General features: G+C 62.3%; 16 protein-coding genes and 2 pseudogenes. 12 read left to right on the top strand and 6 right to left on the bottom strand.

What is annotated here, in order from left to right; genetic code table 11:
* Positions 1-61: 61 nt before the first annotated feature.
* The 3 genes from P0D84_RS29295 to P0D84_RS29285 all read left to right on the top strand — a co-directional run bounded on the left by P0D84_RS29295 (position 62) and on the right by P0D84_RS29285 (position 3375).
* The gene (locus tag P0D84_RS29295) at positions 62-1177 is read left to right on the top strand and encodes an alanine racemase (RefSeq protein ID WP_408342401.1); all 1116 of its coding nucleotides are present in this window, start codon (positions 62-64) and stop codon (positions 1175-1177) included.
* A gap of 61 nt (positions 1178-1238) precedes the next feature.
* Complete coding sequence (locus tag P0D84_RS29290) at positions 1239-1625, top strand: RidA family protein (protein ID WP_408342399.1); 387 nt, start codon at positions 1239-1241, stop codon at positions 1623-1625.
* A 271-nt stretch (positions 1626-1896) separates the two neighbouring features.
* Complete coding sequence (locus tag P0D84_RS29285; RefSeq protein WP_408342397.1) at positions 1897-3375, top strand: N-acyl-D-amino-acid deacylase family protein; 1479 nt, start codon at positions 1897-1899, stop codon at positions 3373-3375.
* A gap of 533 nt (positions 3376-3908) precedes the next feature.
* Here the strand turns inward: P0D84_RS29285 and P0D84_RS29280 are convergent.
* Positions 3909-4322 (bottom strand): response regulator, encoded by a 414-nt coding sequence (locus P0D84_RS29280; RefSeq protein ID WP_408342395.1) that lies wholly within the window; start codon positions 4320-4322, stop codon positions 3909-3911.
* A gap of 372 nt (positions 4323-4694) precedes the next feature.
* Here P0D84_RS29280 and P0D84_RS29275 point away from each other — a divergent pair, with 372 nt between their 5' ends.
* Both P0D84_RS29275 and P0D84_RS29270 read left to right on the top strand, forming a co-directional pair.
* The gene (locus P0D84_RS29275) at positions 4695-4823 is read left to right on the top strand and encodes a hypothetical protein (protein WP_408342393.1); all 129 of its coding nucleotides are present in this window, start codon (positions 4695-4697) and stop codon (positions 4821-4823) included.
* A gap of 324 nt (positions 4824-5147) precedes the next feature.
* A complete protein-coding gene (locus tag P0D84_RS29270; protein ID WP_408342391.1) occupies positions 5148-5462 on the top strand; it encodes a DUF3331 domain-containing protein in 315 nt (104 codons plus the stop codon).
* A gap of 158 nt (positions 5463-5620) precedes the next feature.
* On the opposite strand, the gene P0D84_RS29265 is transcribed toward P0D84_RS29270, so the two are convergent.
* Both P0D84_RS29265 and P0D84_RS29260 read right to left on the bottom strand, forming a co-directional pair.
* The gene (locus P0D84_RS29265) at positions 5621-5851 is read right to left on the bottom strand and encodes a type 2 periplasmic-binding domain-containing protein (protein WP_408346368.1); all 231 of its coding nucleotides are present in this window, start codon (positions 5849-5851) and stop codon (positions 5621-5623) included.
* Positions 5847-6002, bottom strand: a pseudogene (locus tag P0D84_RS29260) (LysR family transcriptional regulator); the annotation flags it as partial. The pseudogene P0D84_RS29260 and the gene P0D84_RS29265, both read right to left, overlap by 5 nt.
* A 283-nt stretch (positions 6003-6285) precedes the next feature.
* Between P0D84_RS29260 and P0D84_RS29255 the strand changes: the two are divergent.
* The 4 genes from P0D84_RS29255 (at position 6286) to P0D84_RS29240 (ending at position 7783) form a co-directional block, all read left to right on the top strand.
* Positions 6286-6531 carry a DUF4148 domain-containing protein gene (locus P0D84_RS29255; protein ID WP_408342389.1) on the top strand — a complete coding sequence of 82 codons (246 nt, stop codon included), beginning with the start codon at positions 6286-6288 and terminating at the stop codon, positions 6529-6531.
* A 117-nt stretch (positions 6532-6648) separates the two neighbouring features.
* Positions 6649-6936: a hypothetical protein gene (locus tag P0D84_RS29250; protein WP_408342387.1), complete on the top strand. Its 288-nt coding sequence runs from the start codon at positions 6649-6651 to the stop codon at positions 6934-6936.
* Between the two features lie 25 nt (positions 6937-6961).
* The gene (locus tag P0D84_RS29245) at positions 6962-7378 is read left to right on the top strand and encodes an organic hydroperoxide resistance protein (RefSeq protein WP_408342385.1); all 417 of its coding nucleotides are present in this window, start codon (positions 6962-6964) and stop codon (positions 7376-7378) included.
* 234 nt (positions 7379-7612) lie between these two features.
* Positions 7613-7783, top strand: a complete 171-nt coding sequence (locus P0D84_RS29240; protein ID WP_166618380.1) for a hypothetical protein — start codon at positions 7613-7615, stop codon at positions 7781-7783.
* Between the two features lie 112 nt (positions 7784-7895).
* Here P0D84_RS29240 and P0D84_RS29235 read toward each other — a convergent pair whose 3' ends face one another.
* Positions 7896-8819: a LysR family transcriptional regulator gene (locus P0D84_RS29235; protein WP_408342383.1), complete on the bottom strand. Its 924-nt coding sequence runs from the start codon at positions 8817-8819 to the stop codon at positions 7896-7898.
* A gap of 209 nt (positions 8820-9028) precedes the next feature.
* On the opposite strand from P0D84_RS29235, the gene P0D84_RS29230 reads away from it, so the two are divergent.
* Positions 9029-10525: a M81 family metallopeptidase gene (locus P0D84_RS29230; RefSeq protein ID WP_408342381.1), complete on the top strand. Its 1497-nt coding sequence runs from the start codon at positions 9029-9031 to the stop codon at positions 10523-10525.
* Between the two features lie 135 nt (positions 10526-10660).
* On the opposite strand, the gene P0D84_RS29225 is transcribed toward P0D84_RS29230, so the two are convergent.
* Positions 10661-11875, bottom strand: coding sequence for a GNAT family N-acetyltransferase (locus tag P0D84_RS29225; protein WP_408342379.1), 1215 nt, complete (start codon positions 11873-11875; stop codon positions 10661-10663).
* Positions 11876-12194: 319 nt separating this feature from the next.
* On the opposite strand from P0D84_RS29225, the gene P0D84_RS29220 reads away from it, so the two are divergent.
* Entirely contained in the window at positions 12195-13238 is a 1044-nt protein-coding gene (locus tag P0D84_RS29220; protein WP_408342377.1) for a rod shape-determining protein, read from the top strand.
* Positions 13239-13259: 21 nt separating this feature from the next.
* Here P0D84_RS29220 and P0D84_RS29215 read toward each other — a convergent pair.
* Positions 13260-13376 (bottom strand): annotated as a pseudogene (locus P0D84_RS29215) (SDR family oxidoreductase); the annotation flags it as partial.
* A 35-nt stretch (positions 13377-13411) separates the two neighbouring features.
* On the opposite strand from P0D84_RS29215, the gene P0D84_RS29210 reads away from it, so the two are divergent.
* Positions 13412-14998 (top strand): gamma-glutamyltransferase family protein, encoded by a 1587-nt coding sequence (locus tag P0D84_RS29210; protein WP_408342375.1) that lies wholly within the window; start codon positions 13412-13414, stop codon positions 14996-14998.
* The last annotated feature ends 1 nt before the right edge of the window (position 14999 follow it).

The following is a 14999-nucleotide window of genomic DNA, read 5'->3' as shown; positions in this document are numbered from 1 at the left end:
TCAACCTTTCCCCTACGAAGCCGCGCTGGGCTGTACAGCAGTCGCCCGGCACGGAAGCGTCATGATCCATCACCCTATGACAACACCCAACATGACCAGCCCAATTGCCCCGCACCTGGTGCCGGCGGTTGCAACCCCTTGCTTCGTGGTGGCGGAAGACCGCGTCCTGCACAATCTGGCGGTCACCGCGCAAGCGTGTGGCGGCGTCGAGCGCCTGATGCCGCACGTGAAGACTCATCGCGCCGCGTGGCTCGTTCGCTTGTTGCTGGCGCATGGCGTCGGCGCGTTCAAGGCCAGTACGCTCGCTGAAGTCGAAATGGTATTGGCGGCTGGCGCCACGCGTGTCACCTGGGCATTTCCGACCGTCAATCCGCAGAACATTGGCCGTTTCATCGAACTGGCCCAAGCTTTTCCGGACGCCAACCTCACGGGTCTTGTCGATTCTCCCCAAGGACTGAGCGTGTGGACCGGGCTGCTGGCCGGCGCCCCGCCCTCGGTCAACCTGCGTGTCGACCTTGACCCTGGGATGGGGCGCACGGGAATCCCGATGGACGAGAGCGCACTGGAACTCGCACGCGCGGTTGCCGGGCTCGGCCGGCTTGCAGGCTGGCATCTCTACGATGGCCACATCCGGGGCGCTTTTGAAGAGCGGGAAGCGAAGGTGCACGGGCTTGCCGAAACACTCGATGCGCTGCAGTCAACCCTGCGCCGGGACGGTATCGATGTGGATGTAGTCGGAGGCTGTAGCTACACGTTCGACCTGTGGCCACGCTCTGCGATGCATTACGTATCGCCGGGCACCTGGGTTTACTCGAACGCTCAGCACCTGCGAGAACTCGCGCACCACGACTGGATTGCTGCCGGGTTTGTATTAACAACGGTCGTGTCTACGCGCAACGGCACTTGCACGCTGGATGCCGGCAGCAAGGCGATCTCCCCGGACAAGCCACAAGCACAACGCTTTCAAGGCGTCGGCGAAATTGTGATGATGAACGAAGAGCACACTGTCATCCGCAACAACACGCTCAATGTCGGCGACCGGTTGTTGCTGGTCCCGGAGCACACGTGCACGACGGCCTACCTGTATAGCAACGCGCTCGTTCGTTCCCTCGACGGGCGGTGGGAGTACCGGGATCAGCTCGGTAACGAACGCTCAGTCGTACCGTTGACCCAATGACCGTCACGAGGCGAGCAAGCGCGAACCCTCGTCGAGATATTCTTAAAGTGTCAAACTAGAAATGATCGAATCAAACAAGCAACCGTCCCGGGGTGGTCATTACAGTCTGTGGCGTCGCGCCGGCGGCCTGATTTTCGTGGCCGGCCAAGTCCCGCGAGATCCCGAGCGGAACATTCTCGGCGAAACTATCGAAGAGCAAACCACCGCCGTGCTCAATAACTTGCGCCTGGTGCTGGAAGACGCCGGTACCGATTTCAGTCGACTAGTTCGCGTCCAGGCGTATCTGTCGGATATGAGCGATTTCCAGCGGTTCAACGCTGTCTATGCCGAAATGATGGGTACCGCCGCTCCCGTACGAACCACCATCGGATGCGCGCTCAACGGCGTACTTGTGGAAATCGATGCCGTTGCAGAGCCTGGGGACAGTTCTGTTGATCCGCAAAAGTAACGAAGTCATCCGTTCTTCGAGAGGCCATCCGGTTAAAGTATTCAGCCCAACAATCCGGTGGTCGGTGATGAGCAAACGGAAAGGCCTGGAGGCGTTGTTTGAATACACTCGCGCGCTCATCGACGCCGCGCCGGGACGCGAGTGGGATTTCCAGAACTTCTGCCCTGCGGCGGCGGCTTGACCGATCGCGCGTCACGCACTCATGAAGACGGGCATCGCAGCACGCCCCGCTGTATAGACCGACTGATAAATTCAATACAAAGGAATCCCGATGAGTGATTGTTTCGATGTAGTGATCCGCAATGGAATCATTGTCGACGGAGCGGGTGCCGCCCGCTATGACGGTGATGTGGGTATCAAAGGCGATCGTATTGTGTGCATCGGCAATTTGCAAGGGACCAGCGCAACAACAGAGATCGACGCGTCGGGCCTTGCGGTTGCACCCGGCTTTATCGATGCGCATACGCACGATGACCGCCTGATGCTATCCGGGGGCGACATGGCGCCGAAAGTCAGCCAGGGCATCACTACCGTGGTGGGCGGCAATTGCGGCGTTTCGCTGGCACCGATGCCGCGGCCGATTCCCGATCCGGTCACGCCGCCGCTTAACCTGCTTGATGAAAGCGGATCGTGGTTTCGGTTCGCCAGCTTTGCTGAATATCTGGATGCGTTGCGTGCTCAGCCCGCTGCGACGAATTGCGCCATGCTGGTCGGTCATTCGACCTTGCGTGTCGCTACCATGGATGATCTCACCGTACCGGCAAATCCAGATGAAATTGCTTCCATGCGCGCGCTGGTCGATGAAGCCATGCGCGCCGGCGCGATTGGCGTGTCAACAGGATTGTTCTACGAGCCTTCGATAGCGTCACCCACGGAAGAGGTGATTGAAATATGCCAGCCGCTGCGCGAGTACGGCGGGGTGTATTGCACGCACATGCGCAACGAGGGGGATCAGGTCATTGAGTCACTGCTTGAAAGTTTCCGCGTCGGCCGCGAAGTTGGGATACCAGTCGTTATCTCGCATCATAAGGTGGTCGGTGTCAAAAATTATGGCCGCTCCGCCGAAACACTGAAGCTAATCGCCGAGAACATGGAAAAGCAGGAAATTTGTCTGGATTGCTATCCTTATCCGGCGTCTTCGACCATTTTGTCTGTACAGCGCGCACGCAACGCAACCCGAGTGACCGTCACATGGTCAAAAGGTCTACCCCAATACGCCGGCATGGATCTGACGGACATCGTTGCGGAACTCGGTGGTACGCAGGAGGAAGTGATCGACCGTCTGCTGCCAGCCGGCGCGATTTACCACATAATGGACGAGCAGGATGTGCAGCGCATTTTGGCGTTCGACCAGACCATGATCGGCTCGGATGGTTTGCCGCACGACGAGGCTCCGCACCCGCGTCTTTGGGGGAGTTTTCCGCGTGTTCTCGGACACTACGGACGGTCATTGGGCCTGTTTTCCCTTGAGACCGCCATCCATAAAATGACCGGACTGACGGCCAGGAATTTTGGGCTCGCAGGCCGTGGTGTGGTGCAGGAGGGCGCCTTCGCTGACCTGACTATTTTTAATCCTGAAACGGTTGCCGATGCAGCGTCATTTGCCAAACCGATTGCGCCGGCCAAAGGCATTCATATGGTGCTTGTCAACGGCGTCGTTGTGTGGCGTGACGGCGGGCCCAGCGGAGCACGGCCGGGCCAAGTGCTACGGCGCGAGCGCGTGCCATCTCCCGAACCCTGTAATCGATGAAAGGAAGCATCGTTGCGATGCCCGCGCAATTGACCAGCACGTCGCAACGGCCGGCGTCGCGCGCGATGGCGGCAAGGCCTTCGGCGATGGATTCGGGATTGCCCACACCCCCGGTCACGACCGCAACCCTGCCCCGCCCGCTTTCGCTCTGTTGTTCCACCCCGTCTCCTTTATATGTGGCGATCGGCCCCCCGGATGGCGCCGGCACGTCTGAGCGCGCGGCAATGCGGGTCGATCGCGGTTGGCAAATCTGGTGGACAAATTATCTGAGTCGGATGTGCGCGACTCAATGGATATTAAGGCTGGGGTAGTGTGAGGAAAAGTCACCGGCGGTGAGCGTGGGCAGGTGAGCTGTACACGGCGCGGACGTGTTTTTCTGACTGCATGCATACTGAGTCATCGTCCTTCTGAACTCCTCTGCGCATACCCCTGTGCGCATTTTCGCCCCGCTACGCGGGGCTTTTTTTGTTTGCTGCTCGAGGTATCGCACCAACGGAATAAGGTGCTGGAGAACAGACGTCCCTTAAGCACGGCTACGGGGCGCCGAGCGCCACCGAGAGCCAATGCGTCATGACGGACGCCTGATAGGGTTTTTGCAGCAGCACAAGGGCGCCGTTGCCCGTCACCTTCGCCTGTAACGATGGCGTAGGGTAGGCACTGATAAAGATAGTCGCCGGCGCTTGCTCTTGCGCCACGAGACGCGCATGCATCTCTACGCCCGACATCCCCGACATGCGGATGTCCGACACGAGACACGCGGTGTCCGACACGTCCCCCGATGCGAGAAACGCTTCCGCGGACTCGAACATGCGCGCTTCCCAGCCCATCGATCGCACGAGGCTGCCCAGCGCACGACGAACCGACTGGTCATCGTCGACAATTGATACAACGGGCGTCTTTGGCAAAATGGTGGTCCTCGACTCGCTCCCTGAATAACGGCGTGGCATTCCGCGCGTTTATCCTGCAAACCAAGCCTAGCTTACAAAACCGACGACCGCGATGATACGAATGTATAACGGGGCGCTCGTGGAGGCGACAACCTTCTCATGTCGGCCTCCTTGCGTTATACGGCCGTATAGCCGGATTACGCTATCGCGGCACTCCCATACCCCACCGTAGAATAGATTCCCTCTCCTGCGCTGCGTACGCTTGAGTCATCGCGATCGGCGCATCTCCGATGACTGCGGGAAGCCTCTCCCGATAACCCAGTCCTCATCCCCTGTGCGGACCGCGACCCGGCAGCCGGCCTTTCTACGCCCGCAATCCGTCGGCCTGACCGTGTTTCCTTTAACTGCCGCATCGCTCCAAAGGAATTGACCGTGTCGCACGCTCTTCAGACCTGGCTCTTCATCGGTGTCAACGCCTACGTGGAATTCACGTTTGTCTCGTGGCTTAACCGGAGCGTCTACCGGCGCACGGTCGACTACGCCGCGGTTTGCATCCAGTAGGCCCGTGTGCTATTGCCCCACGGTTGCTCAATCACTGCTTCGACTCTTACTAACAAGAGGAAGATGATGTTGAACGATAAGCCCCGCCATGCACCCATCGAACTTTCATCCGAGACAGATATTTCGTATTCCTCCCCTGCGCGCCAGAACGCGGCGACCATGGGGTCCACGCGCCCGCTCCCCGTCTCCGCGGGGATGGGCAGAGTCGGCCGGCGCAGGTCGGCACACCATGAGGCGATGCCGGTCGACCCGGACCCCTGGAGTCGCACACTCGCCGCGCTCCAGCAGTTCAATGCTGCGCCTCGCGAGTTCCCTGATGAGCTCATGTACTCGAGACTGCATTCGCGGCCAGCCCCTGCCCGCCAGAAAGCGCCCACGTTTACCGTGAGCGTGCTCGAGTACTTACCCAACCGGCTTGTCGTGGTCTCCTGGCACGACCCGACCATGTGCAATTACGAAGAGCAGATGTGGTCGCCGGCGCTCGCCCGGCACTCCGGGCAATGCGCGCTGTCAGGCTCGCGCATCAGCAGAGGCGACACGGTCTACAAGCCGCGCACCCGGGGGCGCATCGAACCGTTGAACAGCGGCGCCATGATTCTCGCCTCGGCACTGAAGTCGGTGCCCGCGGACTATGCCTGATTCATTCGCACGGCGAGGCCTTGACGTTTCGATTGCGCGGATGATGTCCAGTTACTGCCCGGTCTGCCGGAACGTTTCGGCGAGGTGATTGACCACCGCGCGCCTCTTCGCCGCCATTTTCTGACCCAGGGAAATGATGGCATGGACCGGCGGTCCGTTCACATCCGCTTGCGGCAGCAGATGGACCAGCCTGCTGAGCGCGCATGCGGCAGCGCGACCCCGTCGTGTATCTGCGTGATACCGAAGCCGGCAAGCGCCGCGTCCACCAGGGCTTGACCATCGGCCGGCACCAGCACCGGCGGGAGCGACACCTCGCGCACCGAAGCACCATCGCGCACGCTCCAGGCGTCGCAGACGCCCGCTCGGTTCACGAAACACAATGGCGTCATGGTGGGTGAGCTCGACGAGCGTCTTGACCCCGCCCTTGCGTTCGAGATAGTCAGGCGACGCATAAAGCCCACGCCGCAGGTCGCACAGTTTGCGCACCGTCAATTCGCTGTACGGCGGCTTGCGTAGCTGGAGCCGGCCGTCCTCCGGCATGGGCAGATTCCACTCCCTCATTCACTTTTGCGCGTTCCATCGGGGTCACACTCTTTCTCCGGTTCTTCGAACGGCCGCTTTGTGTCGCAATGTATCTGAGCGTCTCAGCGATACACAACATTGCATTTCCCCCGCCTTTTCGACACAAGCCAGATACGTCGGAACGTTCTAATGCATCCAACGCAAGACGACAGGCATCCGATACCGCGGATGCAGATCAGGCGGCCATGCTAGCTCCCTGAGGTCCATGCGCCTTTCCCATCTTTAGATTACGGAGAATGACATGAAAACTTCCATCCTCGCTTTGGCACTCGCCGCGTGCGTCACCACCGGTCTCGCTCACGCCTCTGAAACGGCGGCCGCAAATGCAGCAGATCCTGGCGTCGTCCAATCGCAGCAATGGAGCGCTGCCGGCAACGGCAAGGGCGCCGCGTTGAAAACCCGGGCAGACGTCCGACACGAACTGGAGCGGGCCGAACATGACGGACAGCTCGCCTATCTCAACAGCAATCTGTATCGGGGTAGCTAGGCATCCCTTGTCCGAAGGAGTGATTTTCCTTCGAGCGTAATAAGCCATCCTATTGATATCAGGTTCACTCGCAGAGACGAGTGGCCTGATGCAACAAAACTCATTCGAGGTTTCACCATGAAAAAGCATCTGATCGTTGCAGCAATCTTCGCAGTCGGCACAGCCATCGCCGCGCCGGTCTTTGCCAGCAGTGGATATGGTCCCGCACCCCACTACAACCCGATCGCCGGCGCACCTGCTTCGCAACGCGGTCAAAGCGCCCTGACGGTCCGCGCGGAATACGCGGACGCCAATGCAAACGCGAACGCCGCAATGCAGTCGTTTGGCGGCGTTCGGGAGACGGTCTCCCAATCGGGTGGCCCTGTCACGGCGGTTTCCGCTCGATCTTTCTACGTGCATCACTAAAACTCAACCAAAGAAGGAGTCAATCATGACGCAGCTCGAAAAAGTGCTGTACACCGGCAAAACTCACACGACGGGTGGTCGGGAAGGCGCATCTCGCAGTTCCGACGGCCGCCTTGACGTCAAGCTCTCGACCCCGGGCACGCCGGGATCGGGCACCAACCCGGAACAAATGCTCGCGGCGGGCTGGTCCGCCTGTTTCATTGGCGCAATGGGACTGGCGGCCGCCAAGCTGAAGATTGCCCTGCCCGCTGACACCGCGGTTGATGCCGAGGTCGATCTGGGCACGACCGATGGTGCCTACTTCCTGCAAGCCCGTCTGAACGTCAGCCTGCCGGGTCTGGACCGTGAAGTCGCCGAAGCGCTCGCGAATGCCGCGCACCAAACCTGCCCGTACTCCAAGGCTACACGCGGCAATATCGATGTCGTGATCAAGGTGATCTAACGCGGAGTGCGTATCGCTCCAGTCCATTCGACTCCCGGCGCCCGCGCACGGAGGATGCAGCGGCCCGGGCGCGGAAACTGCTGCTCGATAGACCCACTGATCGCGTGTGCCGGCGCCGCCGTTCTACAACGGCACGCCGGCCAGGCGGGTTCAACGGCTCAATCGGGGCGACCGGTAACGCCTTTCATGACAGGCAATCCGGTCCCATCCGTCGAATCGAAAAGGAGAAAAACGATGACTCTGCTCATTTATCTCGCAGGCTGGATCATTCTGATAGGCGGCGTGGCATGGGGCTTGATGGCGCTGCATGTCGCACAACATACGATCGCGATCGTGGCGGTCATCATGCTCGGCCTCGCCGTGATCACAGGCGCCACCCGGGCACGTAACCGCGACCGGTCATAAGGCCGGGTAACGATCGTCCTACCCCGCTCTACTCGATGGTGGCCGATCTATCGAGGCGGCTCTGCGACTTTTCAAAACCGGATCTCGCGTCTGTCATTTCGGAAGGTCCGGCTTAAGCGGCCGCCGCGCCGTTGAACATCGACATTCTTTCCAGCATCCAGCGAAGCAATTCAGCCGCGGCGCTGCCTAACGGGCGGCCGGCCCGCACCAGCAGGCGAGTCTTCGCCGAGACGAACAACGGATGCTCGATTGGCAACGCAACCAGTTCACCCGCCGCGATTTCGTGCATCGCGCCGAAGCTGCCCATCAACGTGACGCCCGCGCCTTTTTTCACGAAGCGTTTCAGCACCGTCAGCGAGTTGGTGGTGAGCGTCGGGCGAATCTGCAGGTTATCGGTGAAGGCGAGCATCTGCGCGATCTGCCCGAGTCCAAACGCCGGCGGCATCAGCGCGAGCGGATACTGGAGCATCTCCTCGACGCTGACCGGGCCGCCGCGCACGGCCAGCGGATGGCCGGCGTGCACCAGCAGCACCACGGGTTGCGGCGAGGTTGCCCGGTATTCGATATGCGGGTCGCTCGGCGGGTTGTACGCGAGCCCGATATGGGCGCGGTTTTCCACGACTTCGCTCACCACCTCGTTGACCGGCAGCGTCTCCACCGTGATGTCGAGCTTCGGGTAGCGGGCGCAGAAGTCGGTCAGCACCTCGTCCATCAAGCCGTCGATATAGCCTTCGCTGATCGCCAGCCTGATTTGCCCTTGCTGCAGGCCATGGAGCGCTTGCAGGCGTTGTTCGAACTGCTCCTGCTGCGCCTGGCAGCCGCGCCAGAACTCGATCAGATGCAGCGCTGCCTCGGTGGGCGCGACCCCGCGCGCACGGCGCTCGAACAGCGGCGCGCCGATCTCCTCTTCCAGCAGCCTGATCTGCCGCGTGATCACCGACGCAGCCGTGTTCAGCCGGTCCGCCGCCCCGCGGATCGAGCCGTGGGCGAGCACTTCGTGGAAATAGCGCAAGCGGCGCTGGTTGATTTCCCGCATCGTCTGATTCCCTGGTTTTTGGCGCCGCGCGTTTCGGTGAGTGGCTGAGCGTTGCCCAATGAGCAACATTACTTCACTTTAGTTGCTCTTGCTGGCTAATTATTGGCTTCCGACTATCGGCTCGTATTGGCAAACCGATCGCAACCCCAGTCATCAATGGACACGCCGGCGCGAGTTTCGCGCCGGCTTCTTCAACCGAGAGCATCAACTTGACATTCAAGATCCTGATTGCTGGTTTCCAGCACGAGACCAATACCTTTGCACCGTCGCCCGCGACTTACGAAAGCTTCGTGCGCGGTGAGGGTCATCCGGCCATGACGCGCGGCGACGCCGTGCTTGCGTTGCGCGATGTCAATCTGCCGATCGGCGGGTTCATCCTTGCGAGCGAACAGCACGGACATACGCTGATGCCGGTGATCTGGACCGCTGCAAGTCCCTCCGCGCAAGTAACGGAAGACGCCTACGAGCGGATTGCCGGCGAGATCGTCGCGGCCGCCGGCGCAGGCGGTTTCGACGCCATCTATCTCGACTTGCACGGCGCGATGGTCGCGCAGCATGTGGACGACGGCGAAGGTGAATTGCTGGCGCGCTTGCGGGCGAAGGTCGGTGCATCCGTGCCGATCGTCGCCTCGCTCGACCTTCATGCGAACGTGACCGAGCGCATGCTCGCGAGCGCGGATGCGCTGGTCGCCTACCGCACTTATCCGCACGTCGACATGGCCGCTGCGGGGGCGCGCGCGGAGCGCCTGCTCGCGCGTCTGCTGGACGAACGCAAACCACTCGTGCGTGCGGCGCGCCGCTTGCCGTTTCTGATTCCGATCAACGGCATGTGCACCCTGCTCGAGCCGGCTCGCTCGATGTATGCGGCACTCGGCGCGCTGGAAAAAGACCAGGTCGTCTCGCTGTCGTTCGCGCCGGGCTTTCCGGCTGCCGACTTTCCCGAATGCGGCCCGGTTATCTGGGGCTATGGCGACGACGCGGCGGCAGTGCACGCGGCCGTCGAAGCGCTCTACGACATCATGTTGCACGACGAGTCATCATGGGCGGTGCCGTTTCTGTCCCCCGCCGACGCCGTCGCGCAAGCACTGCGTCTGAGCGCCGCGGCGGACAAACCGGTGGTGATCGCGGACACGCAGGACAATCCGGGCGCGGGCGCCGATTCGAACACCACCGGCATGCTGCGCGCGTTGCTGGCCGAAGACGCACAAGACGCCGCGCTCGGTCTGCTCTGGGATCCGGAGGCGGCCGCACAGGCACACGCGGCGGGCGTGGGCGCCACGCTCGAGTTGGCGCTTGGCGGCCGCTCCGGCGCGCCGGGCGACACGCCGTTCGCGGGTCGCTTCGAAGTCGTGGCGCTGTCCGATGGCCAATGCCGCTACGACGGGCCGATGATGCACGGCATGCAGGTGGACCTTGGCCCCGTCGCCTGCCTGAAGATCGGCGGCGTGCGGATTGCCGTGAGTTCGACCAAGGCGCAGATGCTCGACCGCAATCTGTATCGCGTCGCGGGCATCGTGCCGGAGCAGATGAAAATACTCGTGAACAAGAGTTCAGTGCATTTTCGCGCCGACTTCGAACCGATTGCGCACGCCGTGCTGGTCGCCAAGGCGCCCGGTCCGATGACCGCCGATCCGGCCGACTTGCCGTGGACACGGCTCACGCCCGGCATCCGTACCCGACCGATGGGCGCGCCGTTCGTTGGCTAGGTGGTCAGGCCGGGCAACGGGGAATGGCCGCTGCCGGTTCGGATGCGACTCAGTTGTGCGTCAGTCGCGGCACAATTGCAGTTCGGTCGCGGCTCATTGCAGCTAAGCCGCGATTCAGTTGCAGTTCAATTGCGGTCAGTTGTGCTCCGCACGCTGGCCGAACGCTTCCGGGTTGTGAAGGGTCATCGCCGGCGTCAGCGGCAAGTTCTCGTTGCCCGCCTCCGGCGCTGCGGCACCTGCCTCGCCGAGCCGCTTCACGCGGGAGACAAGCTCGCGGGAAAGGCGCCGCGCGCGAATCGCCGCCAGGCCCCACACCGAATTGATGATCTGCACGGTCCACGCGGTGGACGCTTCACCCCGCGCCCAGTACGACTTGAAGCGCTCGGTTCCCACTCCGAAGTCAAGGTCGAAGCCGTTGTCGAAGGCCCATTTGACGCAATGCTCCACCGCGATCAGACCGGGACAGCATCTGCCGTATTGCGGGTCGTAACCGGCGAAGATCGCGCTCGCCCAGGGGTTGCCGAAACTGACGATGATCCCGGCAACCGGCGCGTCGTCCAGGGTGACCACGATGAGACGCGCCATCGAGGGCACATCGGGGGAATAGATCAGCTTGCCGAGAAAGCACTCGAACTCCGGTAAATCGATCCACACGCTGTGTTTGCCGACCCGATCACTCCACTGGCGTTTGCAATTGAACATCCACGCGATGATGGACGCGGTCTCGGCTTCCTCGGAAGGATCGACGACGCGCACGGCAACCTTGCCCTCCTTGGCGAGGCGGTTCACGAAAGAACCGGGCCGTTTGCCGAACAGCGTGCCTAGCGTGCGGCCATATTCCTCCCAGCTGCCCTGGCCGCGCAACGTCGCGGCAGACGCGTTGTGGGCCTCGGTAAACAACACCCTGCGTTCCTGCATCACCAGCGTGTGCAGATGCAACGTATCCCGCACATACGGCAGATGAATGAAATCGGCGCCGCAGCGCCGGCGCGCGGTCTCCCACGCGCCCGCGATCAAGGCCGGAGCCGATGCGCCGTTCTCCACCAGCACGCTCGTGTAGTCGCCGCCTTGAGGCCCGAGCGGCACGAGATACGTCCAGAGCGCGCGCCTGCTGGTTTCGAGCGGCCAGATCATGACCAGTTGCCCGTCTTCACGGCACACGATGCATTTGAGCTTGCGCCCCTGCGGCTTCGCTACGTGTTTCCAGGCGAGCCAGCAAAAGCTGAACGACTGATAGTAGTAGCCGTTCGCCTTCGACCACAACGTGTCCCATTCAGGCTGCAAAGCACGAAATTCGGCTTCGTCGCTGATGATGTCGTAGCGTCGCGTCGTCTGTGTTGTCTCGTCCATGTTGCCTCACGTTAAGCTCTGCCGCTTTCTTTGCCCTGGCTCCAGTCGACGCTGAAAACGCCGACCATGGGAGTCCGCCGGCGCGGCCTGCTGCGGATGACAGGAGCATGCACCGACGCGCTTTGACAGTGTGTGCGACGGCGCACGCTGCGGTGCGGCACGGCGCCAACGCCCTGCGGGTACGCCCGCCCAGGTAGCTGTCCGTCCGAAGCTGTTATTCTTCCCTCTCTCCCGACCGCCACCTGGTCGCCTGCCGCCTTTGAGCGGCATCCCCAAGCGGCGCGCTCACGCGCCCGGCATCAGCGAGACAGGAATTTGCATGTTCGGTTTTCTGCGCGGCTATTTTTCCAACGACCTGGCAATCGACCTCGGCACGTCGAACACCCTCATCTACATGCGTGGCAAGGGCATTGTGCTGGACGAACCCTCGGTGGTCTCGATTCGTCAGGAAGGCGGCCCGAATGGCAAGAAGATCATTCTGGCCGTCGGCAAGGAAGCGAAACAGATGCTCGGCAAGGTGCCGGGCAATATCGAGGCGATCCGCCCAATGAAAGACGGCGTGATCGCCGACTTCAACATCACCCAGCAGATGATCAAGCGTTTCATCCAGATGGCGCATGAGTCGCGGATGTTCGCGCCGTCGCCGCGCATCATCATTTGCGTGCCGTGCGGCTCGACTCAGGTCGAGCGCCGCGCGATCAAGGAAGCCGCGCATAGCGCGGGCGCCTCGCAGGTCTACCTGATCGAAGAGCCGATGGCCGCGGCCACCGGTGCGGGCTTGCCGGTGTCGGAAGCGACCGGCTCGATGGTGGTCGATATCGGCGGCGGCACGACCGAGGTAGGGGTAATCTCGCTCGGCGGCATCGTCTATAAGGGCTCGGTGCGCGTGGGTGGCGACAAGTTCGACGATGCGATCGTCAACTACATTCGCCGCAATTACGGGATGCTGATCGGCGAGCAGACCGCCGAGGCGATCAAGAAGGAAATCGGTTCGGCGTTTCCGGGCTCCGAGGTCAAGGAGATGGAAGTCAAGGGCCGCAATATGTCCGAAGGCATTCCGCGCAGCTTCACGGTGTCCAGCAACGAGATTCTCGAAGCGCTCACGGATCCGCTGAATCAGATCGTCTCGGCGGTGAAGATCGCGCTTGAACAGACGCCGCCGGAATTGGGCGCCGACATCGCCGAGCGCGGCATCATGCTCGCGGGTGGCGGCGCCTTGCTGCGCGATCTCGACCGTCTGCTGGCGGAAGAAACCGGCCTGCCGGTGTTCGTCGCCGAAGCGCCGCTGACCTGTGTGGTGCGCGGGTCGGGAATGGCGCTGGAGCGGATGGACAAGTTCGGCGGGTCGTTTTCGTACGAGTAAGCTCAGCTCGCGAACGATGGCTTACGAGGCCGTTTTTCCGCCGTTGATCCTGATGATTTCGCCCGTGATAAAGCTCGCCTTGTCAGATGCGACGAACACGATGGCGTCTGCTATTTCTTCGGGCGTTCCCGCGCGCCTCTCAATCACAGCTCATTCCTCATTGCGGAGTATCGATGCACGACACCCCACTCGCCCGTTCGAACGCCGGCATGGTCACCAGCCCTCATGCGTTGGCGAGCGAGGCGGGCCGCGACGTATTGCGTGGCGGCGGCAATGCGATCGAAGCCGCGATCGCGACCGGCGCGGCGCTCTGCGTGACGTATCCGCATTTCACCGGACTGGGCGGTGACGCGTTCTGGGTGATCGGCGACCGGCAAGGAATGTTGCGCACGGTGTCGGGCATCGGCCAGGCCGCGCAGCAGCTGCCCGCGTTCAGCGATGCGATTCCGTTGCGCGGTGCTGCCTCGGCACTCACCACGGCCGCGACCGTCGATACATGGCATCAGGCCTATGAGATCAGCAAGGACGCATGGGGCGGCGCGCAATCGTGGTCGTCGTTGTTCGACCGTGCGCTCGAATATGCATCCGATGGGTTTCCCATCACGCCCTCGCAGCATTTCTGGCAAAGCATGCGGGCCGACGAATTGCATGCTCTGCCCGGTTTTGCGGCGACTTTCGCACCGCAGGGCCGCATTCCCGCCATCGCCGAACGTTTCGTGCAGCCCGCGCTGGCGAAGAGCATCGAGCGGATTGCACGCTTCGGCGCGCGCGAATTCCATGAGGGCGAGTTAGCCGAGCGGATCGCACGCGGTTTGCGCGAGGCCGGCTCACCGCTGACGTCGAGCGATCTGGCGCGAACGCAGGCGCGCGATGAAGCGCCGCTACGTGTCGCTTATCGTGGCGGCGAACTGGTCAGCATGCGGCCGCCCACTCAAGGTGTGACGACATTGCAGATCATGGGCATCCTCGATCGTTTCGATGTCGCGCAGATTGCCGAGGGCAGCGCCGATTACTACCACCTGCTGGTGGAAGCAGTGAAATGCGCGTTCGTGGACCGCGACCGCTTCGTGTCCGATCCTGAGTTCAACGCCGTGCCGGTCGACCACATGCTGTCGCCCGCCACGCTCGATGCGCACGCACGCTCGATCAATCCGCGTGCGGCGCGCGCATGGCCCCACATGTTTCGCCCGGGCGACACGGTGTTTATCGGCGCGACGGATAGCGAAGGCCGCAGCGTCAGCGTGCTGCAAACGCTTTACTTCGACTGGGGGAGCGGCGTGGTGGCGGGCGATACGGGGATTCTCTGGCACAACCGCGGCGCGTCGTTCAGCACGAACGCCATGCATCACAACGTCGTGCAACCGGGCAAGCGGCCTTTTCATACGCTCAACCCCGGCATGTATCTGAAGGACGGCCGGCCACACCTGCTGTTCGGCACGCAAGGCGCCGACGGTCAGCCGCAAACGCTGGCCGCCATTCTCACGCGCCTGATCGACTACGGGATGGACCCGCTCACCGCCCTCGCCCGTCCGCGCTTTCTGCTTGGCAAGACCTTCTCCGATACGCGTGATGCGTTGAAGCTCGAAGAAGACGCCGGCGCCGAGGTGTTCGCCGAACTCGCTGCACGCGGGCATGAGGTGAGCGTTATTCCGGCGCGGAGTCCATTGGCGGGCCATCCGGGCGTGATCCGCCTCGAGCGGAACGGCGCGGCTTCAGGCGCTCACGATCCGCGCAGCGACGGCCGGGCGCTCGGGGTTTGAG

The organism is Paraburkholderia sp. RL17-337-BIB-A (assembly GCF_046025895.1).
Classification (GTDB): domain Bacteria; phylum Pseudomonadota; class Gammaproteobacteria; order Burkholderiales; family Burkholderiaceae; genus Paraburkholderia; species Paraburkholderia fungorum_C.
The sequence above is the reverse complement of the archived record's forward strand: the minus strand, read 5'-3'. Positions and strand labels throughout refer to the sequence as shown.

Bases quoted from the DNA above. Each gene is read 5' to 3' on its own strand.
- P0D84_RS29295 (WP_408342401.1), top strand. From the start codon at position 62: ATGATCCATCACCCTATGACAACACCCAACATGACCAGCCCAATTGCC.
- P0D84_RS29290 (WP_408342399.1), top strand. From the start codon at position 1,239: ATGATCGAATCAAACAAGCAACCGTCCCGGGGTGGTCATTACAGTCTG.
- P0D84_RS29285 (WP_408342397.1), top strand. From the start codon at position 1,897: ATGAGTGATTGTTTCGATGTAGTGATCCGCAATGGAATCATTGTCGAC.
- P0D84_RS29280 (WP_408342395.1), bottom strand. From the start codon at position 4,322: ATGCCACGCCGTTATTCAGGGAGCGAGTCGAGGACCACCATTTTGCCA.
- P0D84_RS29270 (WP_408342391.1), top strand. From the start codon at position 5,148: ATGTACTCGAGACTGCATTCGCGGCCAGCCCCTGCCCGCCAGAAAGCG.
- P0D84_RS29265 (WP_408346368.1), bottom strand. From the start codon at position 5,851: ATGACGCCATTGTGTTTCGTGAACCGAGCGGGCGTCTGCGACGCCTGG.
- P0D84_RS29255 (WP_408342389.1), top strand. From the start codon at position 6,286: ATGAAAACTTCCATCCTCGCTTTGGCACTCGCCGCGTGCGTCACCACC.
- P0D84_RS29250 (WP_408342387.1), top strand. From the start codon at position 6,649: ATGAAAAAGCATCTGATCGTTGCAGCAATCTTCGCAGTCGGCACAGCC.
- P0D84_RS29245 (WP_408342385.1), top strand. From the start codon at position 6,962: ATGACGCAGCTCGAAAAAGTGCTGTACACCGGCAAAACTCACACGACG.
- P0D84_RS29240 (WP_166618380.1), top strand. From the start codon at position 7,613: ATGACTCTGCTCATTTATCTCGCAGGCTGGATCATTCTGATAGGCGGC.
- P0D84_RS29235 (WP_408342383.1), bottom strand. From the start codon at position 8,819: ATGCGGGAAATCAACCAGCGCCGCTTGCGCTATTTCCACGAAGTGCTC.
- P0D84_RS29225 (WP_408342379.1), bottom strand. From the start codon at position 11,875: ATGGACGAGACAACACAGACGACGCGACGCTACGACATCATCAGCGAC.
- P0D84_RS29220 (WP_408342377.1), top strand. From the start codon at position 12,195: ATGTTCGGTTTTCTGCGCGGCTATTTTTCCAACGACCTGGCAATCGAC.
- P0D84_RS29210 (WP_408342375.1), top strand. From the start codon at position 13,412: ATGCACGACACCCCACTCGCCCGTTCGAACGCCGGCATGGTCACCAGC.